3 protein-coding genes are annotated in these 22,766 nt (G+C 48.4%); all 3 read right to left on the minus strand.

Going from position 1 to position 22,766, the window contains the following annotated elements; genetic code table 11:
* Nucleotides 1–2: 2 nt before the first annotated feature.
* The 3 genes from ACJJI8_RS21345 to ACJJI8_RS21355 all read right to left on the minus strand — a co-directional run bounded on the left by ACJJI8_RS21345 (nucleotide 3) and on the right by ACJJI8_RS21355 (nucleotide 22,497).
* Nucleotides 3–3,767, minus strand: coding sequence for an RHS repeat domain-containing protein (locus ACJJI8_RS21345; RefSeq protein WP_444933684.1), 3,765 nt, complete (start codon nucleotides 3,765–3,767; stop codon nucleotides 3–5).
* 482 nt (nucleotides 3,768–4,249) lie between these two features.
* Nucleotides 4,250–9,442 carry an OmpA family protein gene (locus ACJJI8_RS21350; RefSeq protein WP_444933685.1) on the minus strand — a complete coding sequence of 1,731 codons (5,193 nt, stop codon included), beginning with the start codon at nucleotides 9,440–9,442 and terminating at the stop codon, nucleotides 4,250–4,252.
* Nucleotides 9,442–22,497 (minus strand): isopeptide-forming domain-containing fimbrial protein, encoded by a 13,056-nt coding sequence (locus tag ACJJI8_RS21355; protein WP_444933686.1) that lies wholly within the window; start codon nucleotides 22,495–22,497, stop codon nucleotides 9,442–9,444. The genes ACJJI8_RS21350 and ACJJI8_RS21355 overlap by 1 nt, the downstream gene beginning before the upstream one ends.
* Between the last annotated feature and the right edge of the window lie 269 nt (nucleotides 22,498–22,766).

Genomic DNA, 22,766 nt, shown 5'->3' on the forward strand with positions numbered 1-22,766 from the left:
CCCTAATTCATCATCAAAGTAATAGAAGGCAGAATCCACTCCATCTTGGTTCTGCAGTTCCCTTGTGCATCAGAAAATGAAACACAGTTATCTCTACGGGTAAGAAGTTCACCATTTAAATAGTAATACTCACTGACATTTCCATTGGTATCCACTTCCGCCATTAACTTTCCATTATGGCCATACATAGAAATATATTCGCCTCTTCCCGCGTAGTTAATTACCCGCTTATTGTGAGCATCATATTCATACACCCAGTCATCTGCCTTGGATGTCGTACCCATACCAAGGGCATTTCCAGCAAAATCATAAGTGAAGTAATTTTTTGAATTTTGAGTCACATTACCTTGACTGTCATATTTATAAGTCTGGTTATAATCACCATATACCGAACTCAACTGATTATTCGAGTCATATTGATATCCAAGAGAGTCTCCATTCGACTTATCTCTTCTTAAAATATTCCCTGAATCACTATAAGCATAAGTATAATTCCCCCAGGAACCATTCGCCTGCTCAAGCCTATTTAAGCCATCATAAGTAAATGAATCCCTGCGCCCACCATCTATATAATCAGTGATAGCACTAATATTATTAAGGTAATCAAACTCATACTTAAGGTTAACTCTGCCGGGAACTGAAATACTATCAACACGCATTTGTGAATCGACCCCATAGCTCTGAGAAAGGCCATTGGCAAAATTAATCTTCTCTATTGCATCATTGGGGTGGTACTTAACGCTATTCACCAGGTAGCGATTTGATTTACCAGAGTATTCATTAAATAAGGCTCTATCCCTACCTAAACCATCCGTTGCCAGATTAATAGATTCTCCAGATGGATAAACAACAGAGTTAACGTTTCCCTGTGAATTGTAACCGTATTGTAAAGAATAATTTTCTCCACCAACCGACAGTACCTCGCTCTTCATCGTGCCATCTGAGTAATAACTATAGTTCCAGTCACTCAGATTGTGGGTTGGATTTCCAGCACTATTTACTCTGCGTGCACGTTTTAAAGCACCATTTTTATAGTAATTGAAAAGCACATCGTAAGTCGGCGCTGGATAATCAATGCTCTCCAGCCTATCATTTTTGGTGTAGTTTAATTTGGCAACCTGAGATCGATCATTATTAAACCACCTTTCAATTATCTGTCCCTGCTCATCTAAAGATGTATTGATCACTATCTCTGGACGTGAGACTTTCTCAATATATTGAGTGCCAGATTTATAAGAATAACTTTCTTTAACTCCGCCCTGAGTTACAGATATCAGCACTCCTTTTACGTTACGAGCATGGGAGGTTTTTACAAATCCACTTGATCCAGATGTTTTTTGCCTATAGAGATCCTTGAGATAGGTTTCACTGGGATTTCCATACACATCATAATTCATTATAGTTTTTATCCCCTTTTCATTTACGGTTCTTATGCCATAAGAAATAGAGGGCTCGCCAGACTGTATACATCCAGCACCATAACAGATTGCTTTACTCTTCCCACTAACCGTATTGGTAACCTTTGTCAGGCGATCCAAGACATCATAGTACTGCTTAACTCCTCTTGTCTCTCCCTCGGTTTCAGAAGGCCAGGCGGTAAAAAAGGGCATACCGCGATTTGTATATTCCTTATTGTGGATTACTGGTTCAGATGTGTAGGCCGTATCCCAAGTCTTTTTATACTTCAACTGACCTAGAGCATTATATTTTTCAATGTCTCGATAGCTACCTTGAGTAATATTTTTTTGCTTGGCGGAGGGCCAGGTTATAATAACGTCTGCGCGGCCCGGCCTCTTCTCTTTAGAGACACGACCCATCGAATCATATTCGTATTCGACCCAGTTACTTTCGGGGTCTGTAATACGCTTTACATTACCGAAATAATCTACTGTTGCAGTGGTTACAAAACTATCCTCATCGGTAAATTTCCTTGCAACACCACGGTAATAGTTATCGTAGTACTTTCGCTCCAAGTTACCGCCCACGGTCTTTCTAATCTCACTCAGATTGCCATTGGAGTGATAATAAAGCGTCTGCTTTAATTTATTCTCAGTTGCCGTTTTAACCTTATTCTTATCATAGGTATAGGAAAGAACATCTGAAACACCATCCACAGATTGCTCTTTTACTTTTCCAATAAACCATTTGGAAGTATCGTTATGGTAAGTGTATCTAGTTACTCTGGTTCTGGTTCCTGTTTCAGTAACCTTGGAGGGGTTACCCAAATTGTCTCTCCCAGAAAAAGCGGTCGTCAGGGTTTTTCCATCGATAATGGTGGTTACATTGTTTGACCAACGGAGAGTCTGACCACTTTCATGCTCATTCTCCAAGCCTGTTTCACCAATTTTTGATCCACGCCCCCATGAGAATTCTCTTTTTAGAATTTGCTTACCGCTTTGATAAATTGTATGGCTGTCTAACAAACCGTGCTGCCATACATTCCTGTGAAAGTCCAACACATCCTTTCTATTACCAGCAACAATCTGAGATCTTGAAATTTTTCCATTTTGTTGATGAGTAAAGGTAAAAGAAGAGGAGTGTGCAGTAATATCATTACCGCTGACTGTTCTTGTCTTTATAGTAGGAACATAGCCACAACAAGCCTTAATGCCCCAAAATCCTTTCGTAACTCGACTATAGGTATAATTTACACTAGCTCCAGTAGGAGTAATCATTTCCTTAATTGCATATTGATATTTGTAAGAAATAGATATCTCTTTACCTGTTTTCTTAGGAAGAAGACCTAGTACAGCGTCATTTTCACCACCATTGGAATCCTTGTCATATTTAATTGACCATTTTAAGCCCTCAGGCAAAACAATCTCTTTCAAATATTTTGCACTATCACTTTCGCTCTCATACTTAAAAGTCCAAGCTCGACGATCCACGGTTATTTTTTCAAGCTTTGGATTGGCCTCTGAAGAGTGGGTAAAATCAACCAACCTCCCATCATTTGCCTGAATCTTATCAATGAGTTTTCTGGTATGAAGTAGCGGGCTAGGATGTGCTGCAGAACTATCATAGTAAGAAAATGTCAGTTTATTTCCCCAAGGATCATATATTGACTTTGGATATACCGTTAATATTCCTGGATAATTCTTTAACCTCCCATTTCCCGTTGAAGCGTGAAAACCAACCGTAGAGCTTAACACATTAAATTCGTAGGTAATTGAGTCAGGTGAAACCACCTTAAAAGTAGTTCCATTATCTACACATGATATAATGTAATTACCCGTTGTCACATATTTAACAGAGGAAGGATATATATCTCTCTCTACATTTCTTTCCAATACTGTTTGCGGCTCTATTCCTGGAAGAATCAAACTGATCGGACTATTCTCGCCCGATGGAGCTCCAAGCCCCTTATTACCCAAAGTTCTTGTATCACTACAAGCTTGCTGAGGTTTATTAGTATAACCTGTCCCACTGGTATGGCCTGTTACAGACGTATTGGAATATATAACAATCCTTGGAATCTCCAACTCCCAACTGCCAAGATTAAAGTAACCGCTCGGGTGCGCCTTATTAAAAGAAAAGCCAACATTAATATCTAGCCCGCCTTGCCCAGGAACTGAGGGACCCGGAATTTCCCAATAGTTTGAACCGGTACGGAAGTCTATATTTTCACCCGGTAATAATGAGAAAGGTACTTCAACAGATTGGGACAAGCTCCTCTCATAAATACCTAAATCTTCCAAATCTTCTGCCTGCACAACGACAGAAAATGCAAATAACAACAATTGAAAAACAATATAGAACTTTCTCACAATGTTCATTTCCCCAAATAGTTTATTATTAAACCAATAGTTAATCGACAATCCATAGCGTATCTGACCAAATAAGCATCAACTTGAATAAACAAGAATTTGTTTATCCTTCCTATAACACATGCCCTGCTATAGAAAACTTGCAATCACTTTAGGTGGCCAAAAGGTTGCCTGTCATAACTTTGCGGATCATAGCTTCAATAGTGACCAGCATCCAGCTCAATTTGGTATCGCCCTCTATCTGGTACGTATTTACAAGTTATGTATGTAATACTTATTGGGATTTAATATATTAGGCAAGAGTGTTTATTTGTCGTACGCTTATAAGTAACTTCCAAATAATCGTTACGGAATCTAATTATTAATCACTAGTTAATATAGATATTGGATCTGGGTTACTTAAGGAGAGATAAGTCGATATAAAACGTAACGCACGTTTGTTTTAATAAATTAGACCCAGCTTATTAAGCCGGGCCCTAAAATCACAACTTGCCAATAATATTAATAAACACCCCATGACTGTCATAGTCCAGCTGGGTGAGGTCATCAGAGAAGTCGGTAAAGTTGTAGCCCACCCCCAACTTAAGGTGATCGCCAACATGGCGATACAAGCCGATTAAGGCGCCGCTCTTGCTATCCTGGGCATCGGGTAAATCGAGCAGACGCGCTTCCAAGAGGAGGTCCCATCGCTTGATAAAATGCCAATCGGCACGCAGTACATAGAGACTTGCACGGCTATCGAAAAACTCCGGGTCTTCCGTATCCATGCTCAACTGGCCTAGACGATAGGCGTACTTGCCACCCAAAGTCCACTGTCGATTGAGGTCGTAACTGGCGTCTATCGAAAAGATATGACTCTTCTGGATAAATTCAGTGGAGGTGTTTTCAACCGTAACCTGATCCTGAGTCGGCACATTATAGAAGTAGGTGTACTTCATCAGGGTATTCAGGCGGTCATTGTTTACCGGGCGGTAGGCATAACCCATTACCGCTTCGGTAAATTTACCATCGTAGAATTCACCTTCCGAACTTTTGCTGTCTGAATAGTTGAGTTTGCCAACCAAGCGCCAGTCCGGAGTGAACTGGTAGTTGAAGGTATTTTTTAATAGCCAGGTATCGCGCTCAGTTTCCGATACAGTATTTTCGCCCGATACCGTTTCCGAAATATCCGTACGGTATTCCAGCGCGGATGCGATACGTATAGCATCCAAGCCATAGCCCACATTAAAGCCCATGGCATTGCGCTCGGTCTTGGCTCCTGTATCCGGGTCTTCGAGTGTGCCCGCCTCCAGGGTAGTGCCATAGGTCCAACGGTCATTGGGGGCCAGATCCATACCCAGGGCGTGGGTCAGACCAGTGGAAACATCACCGTGACTGTAGCGCTCCTCACCGTAAATATTTAGCGTATCAGAATAGCGACTGCGAAAACCGGTACTCATATTGCCCTTGCGTGCACGCACACCGGTATCGCTGCGCTCGTTATCCAGCGCATAATTCATATAAAGGCTGGTTCTGTCAGTCACCAGAAAGTCCGTACCGAGTCGAGCAGCTGTGCCAGTATCACCACCGGAAACTTCACTGTCCATGGTCAGGCGGTCACTTACCCGATAAGCGCCACCGAGGCCGATGCGATTGTTCTCTTCGCGGGTACCGGTCACTTCCATCGTATTCTGAACAAAACCAAAGGCGCTCCAACTCTCACCGGAATCATAGCTCGCCTCGACAGCAACATCTGTGCGATCCCCTTCTGTCTGGGTAGCGGCGACAACTTCGGATTCATCTTCACGGCTATCATTGCGAACTGCGGAGGTGAGTCGCCAGTGATCATTGATACGGTAGCCGAGCATCAAGTCCATGGCATTGGTTTGCAACCCCTGCTCTTCCTCTTTGGTGTCGGCTTTGATTCTTACATCAAAACTTTCGCCGATCGGCAGGTTAACGCCACCGCCATATTGGATGGTATCGCCATCCACAAATTGGCCTGGACCGGAAAAACCAGCTTCACGCTCTTGATGGTAAAAACTACCAGAGCCACGCAAACTCTCGAAGAAATCTCCCAGCTGTAAAACGCCTTCCACTTTGGTTGCACTCGCAGCAACCGTGGAGTCCAGGCTTTCATCATCAAAAGTGTAGCCGCCATCGAGCGAACTGACGCTATCGAGATTGCTACCCTCGCTATCGGCCATTTCAATTTTCACCCAACTACTGGCGCTTTTACGCAAAGTCAGGTCAATACCCTGCAAGGAACTTTCATTTTCATCTTCGTCTTGCTGAATACTGCTGAAGCCCAATTTGACGTGATCGCCCAACCAGTAGTGGGCACGCCCACCAACAGCCAGGGTGTCCATTTCTTCAAAACCTGGTGTGTATTCGTAGCGTGCTACCAGGTATTGGGGATTGCCGTTGTAAGCGCCATCCTCAATGAGCAGTTCATCATTTGCCAGGGAAGATAAGGGGCTGTTAAGCAGGATACGCCCTTGGATATAGTCGATGTCGTAATCAACTACTGCGGTGAGAGTCTTAACTGCGAGCACCAGCCCGGAATCTTTATCCCGAACTTCTACTCGTAAACTTTCCGAACCGCTGGAAATGTCCTGGTGACGGAGGTAATACAGGGAACCGCCGGTTCCACGATACTCATCGCGCCCGGCAATGGTTCCCGGCTCTGCTCCAAAGGCATCTATTTGAAAGCGCTTCTCACCAAAGCTGGTCATCGCATCGGTTTCAAAGTGACCACTGCCGCCGTAGAGCGTCCGGTCAATTTGGGCGAGCTCATTATCGGCGTAGTTGGCTTTGAAATTACCCCAGAGACCGTAGTCATCGTACTTGGACAATTTCACATAAAACTTGCCTGACGTGGGGGCGTCTTCAACTACGGTGGAGTCATCGCCAAACGTTGGGTAATACAAATCACTATCCAGGCGGCGGAACAAGGCATCGGGAGACTTTTCCATAAAGTTGGAAAACAGATCCTCTACCGGGCCCTCTTCGGTATCTGCACTGGCCGACAGACGCCAGCCTTCCCCGAAACCGCCGTTGGTGTAAAACGCCAGGCGGCCATCGTAGCTTACTGAGTTGTCATAGTGAGTTTCATCACCGGTAACCAGGGCTGCTGGGCCATTGGTTTTATCGTAACCCACGGTAAGGTCGGCAATACCTACAGTAAACCAGTCGTTTTTGGCAAAATCCAAATCCCGCAGGAAAAGTTCGCCATTACCCTCATCATCGAGTATCGCCACTTCAACCGTATGCATACCCGGCTCAAAAATTTGCTCGGCGATAAACTGGCCTTGACTGTCGACCGGTACCGGATTGCCCGCTAACCATACGGTGTGCCCGGACGGCACCTGAGTGCCATTGACCAATACACTGTTACCATCCAGAGGGATGTTCCGCTGGGCTAAGCGGTTCTCACCGTAGCCTACTAATAATTCCCTACCGATATCTTCATTTTCTGCAGACTCTTCAACTTGATCTACCAACCACAGGGTCTGTTCCGTGGTCTCATCATAGCGGCCCTTATTGTCATAGGCACGCAGCACGTAGTGTAATTTTTTTAGAGGCGCCTGGAATTCAGAAAATTCTGCACGCCATTCCCCTTTGCCAAAGTGGTCCAGCGGTACAATTGCCAGAGGTGTATCGCGCAGAGACTGTCCCTCTTCGAACAATCGCACTTCGGTACTTTTAATAAAAGAGGGATAGTTGGTATAGCTACTGAAAAATACCCGGTTCTCTGCCAGATCGGTATCCGGGTTATCTGCGTAACGGATGGTGTTGGGCCACGCTGTCACATTCAGGCGCGGTTGCATTTTTTTATTGTCGAAGCGAAATTGAATATTCGCTTCTTGCAAGGCCACATCAGTACAGCGCTGTAAGTCCGCTGAGTTTTTATAGGGGTCGTATTCCGGGCTGCCATCGACAGTGATACGCATTAAGTTAAGTGCGTAGGGATTATTCGCTATGGCTTCACGATTAATGCGCTCGATTTCCAGGCGATCACTTTCAGTGAGAATTGCCAATTCATCGTACAGGACTTCGATCTCAACCCTGGCGCCATCCCGCTGCTCAAAGCCATTGCTCACTACATCCGCAGATTGGACGTAGCCGCGCCCCTCAAACTCCACCTGGGTGTCTTCGAGGTTGAGCAGCTCCTGTACCTGTGCCATAGCGCGTTGAGCGCGGGCACCGGACAATCCCTGGTCATCGCCGTAAACCATCGCTTCGCGGCGATCCATACGCTGGTTATCACTGTAGCCAATAAAGCTGAGGCGAACATTCGCTTTGTTGGAAATTTCAGCCATGGCCGCACGTATTTGTGTCAGCTGTGCCTGACTGATAATCGGATCGCCATTATCAAAACGAATCGGCGACAGTTTTCCACCGGCAGACTCATAGGCAATGGTGAGAGTTTCCGCAGCGGCAGCTTCCGGACACGCCTGAACAGAATCTGTAGCGACTTCCAGTGGGTCGTCATACCAAAATTCCACTTCCACCCGACGGTTGAGGGCTCGCCCTTTCGGCGTATCGTTGGCCGCTAGCGGCTGGCTCGCCCCTTTGCCACTGCTGGTGATCATGGCCGCAGGCAAATTCAATGCAGTACCCAGGGCCTGAGCGACACGGCGAGCCTCGCTATAGGACTGCTCCTGATAAGCACTCTGTTGGGCTTCCGGATTTTCACTCACGTCCAGGGGACGGGCGTCGGTATGACCAATAAAGTGAATAACCAGATTGTTTTTATCCGCAAGGTTAGATCGAACCTCGCGGATACGGCGGATAAAGGCTTCCGGCAATTCTGTTTGTCCGGGCTCCATCCTCAGTGGCGTCACCAGGTTTCTCAGGCGTGCCCGCTGTTCACTGCCTGCAGCGTAAGTAAGTCTACACACCGTTTCCTGGCGACATACTTTCACCCGGTTGAGCAATAATGCCTCCGCACGGGCACGGTCCGCCATGGCTTTTTCATCCAGGGCGTCGTAGGTTACTTTTACCTGTACTCGGCGGTTCTCTTCACGACCTGCGGTAGTAATATTATCCGCTGTGGGTTCTATATCCCCACGCCCTTCAACAACAATCATTTGCTCAGGTAGTTCAAGGGCCTCTTGAAGGAAGTCCGCCACAAACTGGGCCCGCGCCAAAGTTAATTCTTCTTTGCTGGCAAAGTCTGCTACCTGCTCCCCGGTAAGGGGATCGGAATCTGTATGGCCAATAAAGTGCAACTTAAAATTGGGCGTCTCACCCAAGTCATTCAAACTCTGGCGCAGTAACTCCACTGCCTCCAGAGGAATTTCATCCTCAACGCCATAGAACAGGATTGGGTCGATAAAATCTTCCACCACAATCGGGTCCAGCGGTGCAACAAATTGAGTCGCATCCTGCAACCATTGATTTGTAGGTGCGCTCAGCAGCATACCTTCAGTATTACTGCCTATCGACTGCTCTTCGAGTTCGGATTGAGCTCCACTTTCTTCAGAACTCAGGCTTGGAATATTTTGCCAGACCTGCCACCAACTAGGCTCATCTACTTGCGCACCCACTTCCTGGGACTGCGCCGGAAGTGTCAATGCCAACGCGATCGCAGTAGCGAGACGGCAGTCCCGCCGGGGGAAAAAGCGGGTCGTCTTCGCGGCAGTATTTATCGAGCAAGCTCGCCGGTCACGATTCCGTTTTGCAAAGGACATCACTCCAAACCTCCTTTACCAGGAGGCGCTCCACGGCGCCAGAAAACTTCAGTTTCTATGGTCAAATCGTAGTCACCTTCACGGCTCTCCCAGTCCTGGGCGACCTGATCTTTAATTGCCTGCAGACGCTCGTCCACCAGATCCGGATCTTCATTCTCCCCAAGATAGGCAAGGCGTAAAACAGAGGGAGCTTCACTGAGTTTTTCCAACAATAAATCCATTCGGGAATGCCATTGCGGGCGCAACTCTGTTGTGCCCGGTTCAAATACCGCTTCGGCAATATCCAGGCGCACTACCCGGTGCAAGCTGGCTCCAAAGTTGAACTTCAGCATCTTGCCTCGGGTGGCTCGCAGCACACGCGGGTTTTCAGTGGTGAGACGATACCCGCTTGGCAAGCTGCGATCGTCGAGCTTGAGCACAAAATTGGAACCTCGATCCCCATTCGGCACCACTGCGCAGGTAATATGGAATCGACCGTGGGAGTCCGCAGTAGCATTCAGGCCGGTAGCCGTCACCACTCGAGCACCCGGTAAACCACCCTCTCCTTCATCCTGGTAGCCATTCATATTTTTATCGTCAAACACTTTGCCGATAACATCGGTGCAGTCGAAGGTGGGATCGGGCACCACGCGCACAGTGGCAGAGGCCTCACCTGACGCGGCCTGACCTGAGAGTTGGTTGAACATACGGGCGCGGTTAACATATTTGCCCTCGCCCACACCGGAACCCACGACCAGCAACAGTTTTAATACGCGGGTTTCTTCCGCCTCCACGCGCAGATCCGACCACCTCAATTGCAGGCCTTCGCTTTCAGGCTCAACCGCTTCTCCATCAAGGCGCGCCGAGCCCGCGACATATTTGAAGCCTGCCGGGAAGTAATCTACTAGCTGTAGATCTGTCAGTGGAATTGGCAGCGTATTGCCAAAAGTAATGGTGTAAGGAACCAACTGACTGCGGGTTACATTGAGCATGGCCGCGGTTTTGGTGATGGATAGCGCCCCTTCCAACTCCGGGTCCATGGCGACATGGTTGTTGAACAGCTGGCTTTCCCCTGGAATCTGACCATCATCCAAAGTCATTCGCAGGTAGTAGTCCGTTGCCGCATCCCGCGCCTCGACATCAAGAGAGGGGTGAGAGAACGATTCCTGAACCTCACAATGATTTGCGGTCGCAGGAACCATATCGGCGTTGCTGCCCAGGCAACCGGCCACATCAAAACCGGCAGTTTCGCTGTTGGTCTGAGAAGGAATTACCAGTGATTCACCACCCACATAATCCTCATCCGCGATATCCACCTGAATCAGGTAGTCCGCGTTGGATGGACAGGCTGCATCGCTGAAGTTGATATCAAACTTGTAGTAACCCCCAGACTGGGTTACCTGCCCTTGTTGTTTCTCATCATCAAAACAACGCGCAGGCAATTCCTGACCGGAACTCACCCTCGCCATAGTGAGGGTGGCACCCTCAATGGCGGAGCGGGTTACTGAATCGTAAACCACGCCATTGGGTGTTAGAGGCAAATTCAAGTCCTGCGGGTTCGCTCCCGAATCTACATAAATTTCAATAATGGACTGCGGGCCGTTGGTGAAATCAGAAACAGAGTTACCCAATGAAGCTGTACTTTCAGTAGCATCTGGTGCGGTGTAACGCATTTCATAGCTAAGGCCACCATAGCTGTTCGGTACAAGCCCCTGGAACTGGAAGTAACCATTTTCATCAGACTGAACTGTTTCCATCAATTCGTCATTGAAATACAGGTCTACCGCCCAATTAAGCAGCAGGCTCTCATCCGTATCCAAGGCATCATTGAAATTCACATCGTGCCACAGATAACCAGCCAGGTTGGCAATGCCCGGGGTACCGCCAACGTCAATGGCAACACTGGCCTGAGCGCTGGAAGCCGGATCATTCCACTGTACTTCTGCGGTATTTACTACAGTAAAACCATAATCCAGGTTTTCTGACATCTGCGCCTGGAAACGCAGAGTAACCATCTCTCCCGGTTCCAAATCACCGTAAGTTGTGGCGTAGTCTGCAGTGATTAGTGTATCGACAACAGTTATTCCGTCAGTCTGCCCGTTGAGCATGGCCGAATCAGCGATATAAGTAAGAACTCCATCTCCAGCTATAGCCAGGTCATCGGTGATCTCAATATAAGTTGCTGGGACACCGCTGATATTTTCGACGGTTACCAGGTATTCCAATACCGCACCCGCTTCTGCGGCACCGCCACCGACAACCGCAACTTCTTTCACAATGGAGAGCAACTGGGCATCACCCACAACAACGTCAGTTGGCTGTGCACCATTGGCTGGGTTACCATCTGCGTCGGTCAGGGTAAGTGCCAACTCATCTGCTTCAACACTACCCTGGTTACTGATAACCGTGCCTGTCGGGGTGCCAGCATTCACCATTACCTCAAATGTGACTGTGGCAGTTTGACCCGAGGTAATAATGCCTTCATTGGCTCCTGGTAGCGGCGGTGTCAGGTCATCGGATGAAACCGGTAGGGCAGAATCCAACTGTGAATTACCACCACCGTTATCCGCTACCACTTCACCATTTAAAGTGGTGGTGCCAGCAACATAAGTAGTGTCATTTGGTACCTGATCGGTAAGCGCTACTTCGAGAGCATCTACACCACCCATATTGGTGATTGCGATGGTATAGCGAAGTACATCACCCGGATCGACAATCCCTGCGGAAATATAGTCTTCGGCAATCTCCACAGTCTTGTGGGCAATTAACAGGGGTACATCGCCAACAATATCGATCGTGGGATCATTGGGAGCATCGGTATTCGGATCATCGGAGGGCACTTCATCAAAAGTACCGCTACCCGCACCTTCACCATTTACAAATGCCTGGTTTGAAATAACGGTGCCATCATTAACGTCATTAATGGTGACGTCAAAGGTGATGACCACTGCAGGTGCGCCATTGGCCGTTGCGCCGATAAAACCATCGGCTTCACCATCGGTATTAATGCTCATACCTGCAGCCAGAGGAGAGGTGCCGCTGACATCAGACAATGTGGAGCCATTCAGGGTGGTAGAGCCACTGACATAAGTTGTATTAGATGGGATCTGATCCAATATCAGGGCATTGATCGCATTCTCATTACCGGCATTTTCCGCGGTAATAGTATATCGCAGGGTATCCCCAACCATCAGCAGATCTGCATCATCAGTCATATCTGCCGACGTTTTTTCTACCACCAGTAATGGCTCTGACTCAATCAGTACTTCTGTGGGATCTTCATCACCCGCCGTATCCGGATCATCGGTGCCGTTGATGTTGGGATCATCACTGTCTTGCAGTAATTGCCCGGGAAGCTGAACCTGGGCCTGGTTGAAGACTTGGGTCCCACTATCAATAACTGCTGCCAGGGTAACTTCATAAACAATCTGGATAGAATCTCCCGCGGTACCGCTCGCCGTAAGATCCAGATTACTGACTTCCAGATAGCCACTATTCCAGGTACCGGCAGAGGCATCGATAGCACTGCTGTCACTGCCAGTCGGAGCACTTACCAACTGTAAAGTGCCCGATTCAAACAGTGCAGAATTATTTAATCGACCCAGGTCATCGGTAATCTCTACTCCGCTCACATCAACACCACTCGTATTGGTCAGAGTCAATGTGTAACGTAAAACTTCCGTGGGGCTGGCGGCAGTGGCCGGGTTTTCTCCACGGCTGATATTTTCCACAGCTTTGTAGAAAGTCACTGTCGGCACAGAGGCGCTAACTGAATAAGCATCCTCATGATCCAGCACACCGGGAGTGCCATCGGTGGGCGCCGCACGGGTGTACTGGCGAACTTCAGTGAGGCTGCTATCCCAGCTGTGCCACTGAGTAACACCAGCAATATTCGTCAGCGTATCCCCATCGACGGTGTCGGCATCCAAATAGGCATCGTAACCAATCAGCAGATGGTAATCCGCATCCAGCATTGCCACTGAACCAATGGAGGTAATTGTGAGGGTGCAGCTATCGTTATCGAATACCGCGCTAAAGTCGGAACCCTCTGTCAGGGTGGCCGTCGTGGTGCCGGCGCTGTCAGTAATTTGCGCGGTGAAATTGGCTGGGGCCGTTTCACACATTCCACCGGGATTATTATCCGGCAAAATATCGGTAACACTAATATCCCAGGCCGGGCCCGTACCGGTATTGTGCAAATCTAAAGTAAAGGTACCGCCTACACCGGACTGAACACTAGTGGGGCCAGATTTAGTCAGGGTAATAGCCGTGGGCTCTACTACTGTCATGTCCGCCGTAGTATTGCCGCTACCCGCACCCTGCCCCGCAGAGGCATTATCATTATCGTAGTTGTAACTGTAGCTGGCACTGGCGGCAAAATTCAAACCGTCCACATTCGGCGGGTCCATATCCAGCAGTCGCAGTGTTACATCAATAACGACTTGCTCGCCGGCGGGCACATCAATTCCGTTAGTGCTATCTGCAATACTGAGACTGGTGGAGCTGCCGTTATTTTCCGGAGTGAAAGATGCACTGCCAGATACTTTACTGGCACTGACAAATTCCAGATCCGCAGCAGACGTAGACAGATCCATCAGCACAGTGACATCGTGAAGCGCCGTGGTCTGCACCGTTTCCGGGATGGTAATGCGATAGTTAAACGGCTCGCCAATGGAAGCTGTTAATTGGGTAACTTCAATCAACAGTGGCGCGGCATTGGGAGTATTAAATTGGACACTCACCGGAGAAGTCGGGCCATAATCCTCACGTAAATCGTCAGTGACCGCCACGGAATTCAGAGACGGCAAATCGTTATCATCAAGCGAATAATAAACTTCAACATAGGCCGCATTTTGCAGACTAAGTCCAGCCCCTAAATTAGAATCCGCTTCAACGCGATATACCATTTCCATGGACTCACCAGCGTTGATTCCGTAACCCGTACCTGCGGCAAAATTCCAAACGGCTTCGCCATTACTACTATCGAAAGTAGGCGCAACCACTGTTGCTGCGGCACCATTTACCGTGAGGGACTGGACACTGACTCCCCCTTGGCGCAGACCTAAAGGAATCACATCGCGGAATACCGGGTCATAGGCTGGTGAAGAACCATTGTTGGTAATCGTAACGGTATACTCAATCGTATCGCTGGCGGAAAGCGTGCTGCCATCTGCGGGAGTTGAGCTAATAGCTACGGCGAGGTCCGGCTGTAACAGATCCAGTGTTTCGCTATCACTGCGGGTTTCGGCTCCTGTGGCAGCATCAAAACCAAACTCTGCAGTATTGGTCAGCGCGGTGTTCGTTGCTGGCCAGGGATGGGAATCCTCATTGAGAACCCGCACAAGGTAACGCACAACAAATTCATCGTTGCTGGTATCGTTATCACCCGTGTTGACCAGGTCGGGAATGCTCCAGGTAACCGTAGTGGCACCAGTAGAAGGATCACCAGACTGCACTGGCTCTGCGATGTCGGTGTGGTTAAAGGGCGCCGCAGCAGTAAATGGAGCAGAAGTCTGGCCATTAATTGAAAGAGTGCTTACAAACACCATTCCCTGGGGCAAAGTATCGACAATCAGCCCATTGGAGGCCGTGCCCTCTGGTAGGGAGAGGGTAATCTGGTATTCAACCAAGTCGCCCACTCGCAATTGCTCGTCAGCGCTACCATAGCTGTCATCTGAACGAATTTTGCTAATTGTGCTGTCATTGGCAGCATCTAGCTGAGCAGCAATATTTTCCAGCAAGTAATCATTCAGGCCGCCGCTGCCATCAGCACCGTTACGTTCATAAATACTGCTGTTATCTTCATCGAGACTGGTCCATTCCACACTGGCAGTTGCGGACAGCGCCGCCGCCGGCTGTACGCTATCGAGTACAACCACATCGAAGACCAGTTCACCGTTATTACCTGCAGCGATATCCAGATCACTATTGGCCCGATCCCAAACCAGGTTTTGCGCAGTAGTAATTCCGTCACCAGTTACGGTGGGATCTGCCTGGGAGGCTCCGGCAAAAGTCACGGTGCCCGGTACAAACTCAAGCCCCAAGGATAACAACTCATTAACCGAAAGATCGTAAGCTGCAGAATTTTCCGCATTACCCGCAGCACTGAGGTCCAGGGTAAAACGCAGTACATCGCCCGCATCCGGATCGTTACCGGGATTGGTTTGATTTGCGACAGAGGCAATTGCACTTATCTCTGGCTCGACGATGGTGAGTGTCGCCGCAGTACCAGTGCCTCCGGACTGAGAAGTGCCGCCATCAGTCGCGGCATAAGAATAAGTCACCTCATTTTCAAAGCTGTGGCCAGCCTGGGCTGTGGCATTGTTGGCAACCCGGGCGCGAACTTCAAAAATTGCCACGGTACCGGCTGGGATAATATCGATTGCCATATCGATATTATTGCCAGTGGTATTATCGGTGTAGGTAAGCCCATTAATCTCCTGCAGTTGCACCAACTCCAGGCTAGTGTCCAATACATCGGCAATTGCAATATCGTAAATGGCCGAGGTGGTGCCGCTACCGGGGACCTGTATCTGGTATACAACCTCGTCACCGACAGCGGCAGTAGTCGCTGTTTGCAGTGTTTTTTGTGGAGCAGTCACACTGGTCGCAACAGTGCCCATCGGATAGGGAGTGCCCAAGGTAACTGCAGAGTACTGTTCGCCATTACTAGCTTCCAGCGACCAGAATTCATCGACGGCAAAAGTGTTAACCCAGCTTTCACCGCCACTAATATCTGTATAGAAACCGATCTGGTAACTGATTTCCAAACAGGTGCCCGCTTCAACCGGCACCAGGAAATCGAAGCCCATATCAGCACCGCGCGTTGCCGGCGCGCTATAGGTGTAATCTGCTCCCTGTGTCAGTACAGCACCGTCGAGGCTCACCTGGAGATTGGCAATGGAACTCTCGTCCATTTGCGTCGCTAAATCGTCAGTTAGCGATAGGTTGTAGGCGGGGGCAAGACCCGAGTTACAGGCCTGCAGGGTAAACTGCATAATATCGTTGGCCGGGTCCACATTCATATGGGAGCTGGGCCAGGTAGCATCGGTCTTGGTGAGATTGTCGATCACCGGTTGCAGTACAGTAATATCGGCGATGTCCTGCAAGGTACTGGCGGCACCGGTGTAATTTAGCTGGGCCGTATTGGTCAGGGTTGCGGTAGGCGCGGTGATTCCCGAACCCGCCACTACTTTAGCGGTGTACTCAATAACAAAGTTATTGGTATTACCGAAATTACTGGTGATATCCCCCAGATCCCAGGTCACCGTGCCAGTATCACCGGCAGTGGGAACCGAAATCGCTGAATAGGTAAAGTCATTCAGACTATCGCTGTAGGGAGCAGCTGTGTCCCCATTTACGCTGAGAACAGTGTCAAACTCCAAGCCACTGGGCAGCGTATCATCAATAGTTACTGCAGGTGTTGTTCCCGCCTGTAAATTCAAGGTGAGCTGGTAAGTGACAGTATCGCCAACACGCAGAGTGCCCACAGCAGTTGCGGTATCTGTGTCGGCAATTACTGCTTTTGTAATGCTGGTATTGTCTACCGTATTAATACTGGCTTCTGCAGGACCAACACAGTAATCATCAGGTGCGGAAATACTGGGGCATCCAGCACCGTCGCGCTCATAGGCCAGGTCATTGATGCTGCCATCGTCCAGGGAGGTCCAGTCCAGCATCACACTGTTGCTGATAGGCGAACCAAAAACGCCTGTAACCTGGGTTCGGTAGGTGAGCACCAGAGTTTGACCCAGCGCTAAATCCAGACTGTTATCGCCGTTGTCACGACCCCATACGAGTGGACCTGCTGGAGCTGCCGCTGGTGTGGCGACAAAGCCGGATACCGCGGTACCGCCTATTTCTGCGGTGGGTGTAAAGCTGCTGTCAAAAGTCAACTCTGAAGGCAGCGTATCGACTAAATTCAGCTCATAAGCTGCGGCACTGGAGCCCGCATCATGTTCCACGGTAATAACATATTCCAGCACATCACCACCCACCGGCAGATTGCCGGGATTGGTGGCATTACTCACTGTCTTGCTAATCTCGAGTAACGGCTCTACTACCGTTACACTGGTTGTGCTGTCGTTGATATTTTCTGTGCTGCCACTTTCCCCATTGCTGTAAGTAAGCGCGGCATTATTTTGGCGATTATCACCATCATTAGTGGCGAGATCATTTTCGATGCGGGCAAAATAGGTAATTCGAATCAGCGGAGCAATTGTGCTTCCGGCCGTGTCATTTTCACTGCTGGTATCGACGGTGCCGATATCCCAGGTAGCATTTCCGGAAGTATTATCCCCCGGAAAACTGTTAAAGGCCGATTCAAATGGCGCGCTGCCATTAATAGTTTCAATACCGACAAAATCGTAAGTGATATCGTAGTCAGTATTGTGAGAGAGCACATAACCCTCAGGGCTACCCAGCTGATCAGTGATAACTACATTTTCACTGATACCTTCCGGCAAACTGATTTCCAGTTGGAATTGTTTATGGGCACCAATGGTGGGAACTACCGAGGTGCCCAAATCCGTTTTAGTCAACGCTAATGAAGGTACTTCAGTCTGGGCATTGGCAGTGATTTCATAATCATTGATAGGATCGCCGACATTGGGCAAAACACCAATACGCATGCCGTCAGCGGTACCATCAATGCCAATAGAATTGCCACTGTTAAGTGCAACATCCGAGCCCGGCAGGGACTGCCAGCGGGCTTCAACGGTGTTGTCCAGAATTTCATGGGGCTCAACGCCCTGCTCTACCTGGACTTCAAAAGTGAATGTTTTTGTATTGCCAACCGCAATAGTGTAATCGCTATTACTGCGATTCCAGCTAAAGATGGGAGCATTGGTGCCCACCGTAGTGACATCGACATTATTGGGTGGATCGTTACCGCCCACATTTCCCAGGTAAATAAGATTACTGCCGGTGAGATCGTCGAGCACCTGCAAGTTGTAGGCATCGGCACTGCCAATATTTTCTGCTGTAACCGTGACTGTCAAAATATCGTCAGCATCACTATTGGTAACAGCAAAGGATTTGGTCAGCTGTATTTGTGGCTCGAGTACTGTTATTTCATGGGCATCAAATGGCACCGCCACCGCAGCACCGGACTCATCCACATAGGTAACTTGCGCAGTGGTATGGCTGCCGCCATTACCCAAAACATCGCCGTCATTGGTGTTACTGCTGTTTTCAATACGGGCAATAAACTCTACCGGAAAATCAAACAGGCTACCGGATACGGTGGTGAGTTCCTGATCACCAAAATCCCACTCAACGTAATCTGCAGTACCTGTGCTGGTACAGGTAGCATTAAAAGTACCTCCCGGTACAAAGCCAGCGGCATCGTAAGGGGAGGCACTTAAATCGATGGTCTCCCCTTCGATACAGCGCATACCTGCCGGCAATTCATCACGAATCACAAAATCTCGCAGTTTCGCTGCCGGAATCTGTGCTGTCAGTTCGTAACGTACCTCTTCACCGACAACCGCTGTGTCACTGCTGGTTCCACTGGCCGTGCCGTTGGAGAACTCAAGGGCTTCTTTCGGCTCTGCCTGTACTTCAATAATCCTCATCTGCGCTTCGGCATCATCGGACTGGTAGTGGCGTGCCCGACCGGCTGCAGGAGTGCCATCACCGACACCATCATTGTCCGTGTCACTATCAATTTGCGGGGAAGTCTGATTACCAAAATCGCCTTCCAAGCTGTCATAGCGAGCAAAGAAAGTATTGGTAAATAGCTGTAGTGGTGCCACTGACTGGTGTGGTTTCACACGGTAATACAGGGTTACGGAGTCACCCGGGTTAATTCGCTCAAGGGCAGTGGAATGCTCATAGGAAAAAGTAATAATAGCCGGAGTACCACCATCACTACAGTGGGTAGCTTCTGAATAGTTATTTGCACCGGAGGTAATTCCCACCAAGCCATCATCACCACTGACAGTTTCCGAACTGCCATCAGCATCATTATCCAGGCTATCGGAATCCATTGCCTGCACACACATCTGGCCGGAAGAATCCAGGGTATCAGTTACTACAACATCGTATGCAGGAGCGCGATCAACACCGCTATCCGCAGCCCGGTTGGTCACCGTGAGACGGAAGATATAAGTCTGGTCCCGGTGCCCTTCATTAGTAAAATCAACGAATTTGCTACAGCTTGTTCCTGTGCCGTAGAGATTTTCATTACAGACTTTTTTGTCGACTTCTATCGAGGGTTCAGTAACGGTGACAGATTCCGACCACTCGGTGATATCCGGAAAACCAGGGACCGTGGTTGGAACACCATCAATATTGGTCAGGGTTCCACTGGTATTGTAGTTATCTACGATAATCGTTTCAGTATCAAAAACCGCAGTAAACTGGGCGCGAGCGTAATCGATACTGTCATTTGCGTGTTGATTCGGATCAGTGTTTTCTGTATCCACTGGGTCATTCAACAAGCGGGTTGTCATATCCGCAAGGAACCAGCGATCTTTCGCTGTAATATTGGTAGTAATATCCCACTGTAAATCTGTCTCACTCAGAGAGTTATTCAGACCACCGCCCTCGACAATATCACTGCTCGAAATAACCACACAATTTGCCTGAGAGGTGGGATCAGGAAGGCTCACGTCTGAACAATTTAGCGGTGAATCCGCAATATAACCCTGGCCGTCGGGAAGATCATCGATAACATCAATGTCCTTCACTTCTATCAAAGTAAATCCCGGTGTATCGAATCCAAACCAACCACCGGCTTGAATTTCAAAACTACACTCTTCACCAATCAATACACTGCTATTTGGGAAAGCAGTTTCACTGGTCAGCTCGGTACATTCATCGGAACGGTCCTTGACCAGGTTAAAACCCATTACCCGCGCGCGCATACCATCAAGGGTGTAATTATTAGCCAGTTGCTGGTTTGGTGTCGTATCCGTTAGAGATGCAGGACTGGGGAAACTTAGCGCGGTACCATCATATAAGGTGATTTCACCTACGACATCTGCACGGAACGTCAGGTCGTCATCAGTGGCCGAGTGATTCTTTTCAACCACAAAAACGACTCGCTCTGTATCACCAGGTCCAATTTCACCCCCCAAATCACCACTATCACACAGGTACACCCTGGAGGAATCTGGCAAATAATCAGGCTGGTTCCAAAGTGGGTGTCCTGGCACTGTGCCCAGATTGGGATTTCCCAGGGCCGTACAGCTGCGGTCATTGGACAGGACCGTCATCGCCTCACCGAAGGTGACATACACGGAATAATCATCCGCGTCGTGGCCACCGTTATTGGTGATATCCACCGTCAATTCTGAAGTACCACTATCGCGAACAATATAAAGTGGATGAACCGTGCTGACGTCCAGATCTTCGGGGTCGGGAGTAACCGACTGGGCTTCTACCTGAGTAGCAGGAGTGCTTGAAGAACAGAAATCCTCGTAATCAATAGTAAGGACATTGTTTGCAAGGGCGATATTGCTATTTGGATCGGTACCGGTAGTGGAAGACTCTTCCTCTATATCCAGGTCAGCATCCAAGTCATAGAAGTCCGGCTCGATCGTAACGATGCGGAAACGAATTTGAATTTCATCCCCATACCGCATCATATGCTCTTGGTCTGAGTATACTGAGTGAACTGTACTACTCAGCAAGCGGAATTCCGGTTGGTTATTATTAAGTGGATTTGTATCCCATTGATTCCAGTTAGAACCCACACGCCATTCCAGCGTATCGACTTTGCCATCGTAGGTTGAGCTATAGTTAGCGCCGTGGCTATCAATACCGCGACGCTCGCGGGTAATTTCCGGTGTAAAGGTGGTATCAACCACATATTCGTCGGGCAGATCGCTGACAAACTGGATATCTCTTACCGAGCCACCTGTCCGGTTATTTACCGTTATAGTAACGTAACCGGAAGCACCGAGCGGTTGATTCAAGTTGGTACCGGTAATCTCCTGGGTAATAGTGAGATCAGTTAAAACCTCAACACGCATTTCCGAAGTATCAGAGCCTGGATCTGAGGCTTCTGCAGGGCTTGAAATACCGCCCACACCCGTATCACCATCAATCTCACAACCCCACTGTAAATCTGACACTGTATTAGTGCCATTGCTACAGGAAGTATTTACTTTACCTACTAAATAAATATCCAGGTTGCCACCAGACGGAACGTCAGTGCGCCCTGAGCCACTGGAAAAGTTACCATCCAGCTCAAAGTTATTAATAGAATTACTTGCGGAAACACAGCTACTGCCACCGGGCGCAACACCATTATTATTGGCAACAGCTTCAGCGGCACTTTCACTCGGACAAGCGTAATTGATATCCATGTTGGGGTTGGACATCAAATCATCAAAACGCGCATCCTGCATATCCGCGTCACCATCATTTGAGATACGAATACGCCAGATCACATCATCTTCAATATTGCCATAGACATTATTGGTGTAGTTCGTTTGCGCCGCATCAATATTACGGCCCCGCTTGTCCATGGAGGGTTCCGGCTCACGGATCGCCAACTCCATGCTGTGAGTATCTGTAGTGGTGGGGTAACTGCAGTAATCAAAAGTTGCGGTAGCATTTAAGGTGCGATTCTTAAGAACCAGCTCTTCCTCTTCGTCATCCTGACTGCGCACATTAAAGGTAATCGTCAAGGTAGTATTTTCGTCGCGCTCAGCGAGTGCCGACAGGTCATTTTGATCCCAAGTTATTGTGGTACCACTAATAGTGGGTTCACCCAGAACAAACCCAGAACTCACTGAAGTAGAGCCAGTCACATACTCGAGACCGGAGGACCCGAGGTTCTCCCTAATAACGATATTCTGAATGGACTGAGTACCTGATAGGCCACTGAAAATACTGGGCACATCAACTTCGATGGTTACCTGTCCATCACCACATAAAACGCACCAACTTTGGCCGGAGCGGTGACTGAGAATATTGAACCCTGCAGGATCATCGGTAATAGAAGGACAGCTAGATTGAGCAAATGCCTGCGGTGCAGCTAATAGGATCGCCGCACAGACCAATAAAAATCCAACAATCACAGACTTGCAGGATTTTTGCTCAACAAATTCCGACTTTATTATCACTTAACGACCGCCACTTTCTAATACAGATATTTGGAGATAAATCTGGCATTTACACCAGACACTCCACGGTGGGCGAACTTTAATTACAACCCACTTAGGTAGCCGTGAAACAAGTCATAATTAGCCAGCTAGCAAGTGGAACTTTTGTAGGGATTGCCAAGTGGTTCTCAGGCGGGCCCTCTGTGAGGGAAAATTTAGTTCAGAACAGACAAATAATAACTGAATAGGTATGACGAAAATTTCATCAGTTTGAAACGACCGGAACCCAC

It is taken from the genome of Microbulbifer maximicatervae (SeqCode), from assembly GCF_052467695.1.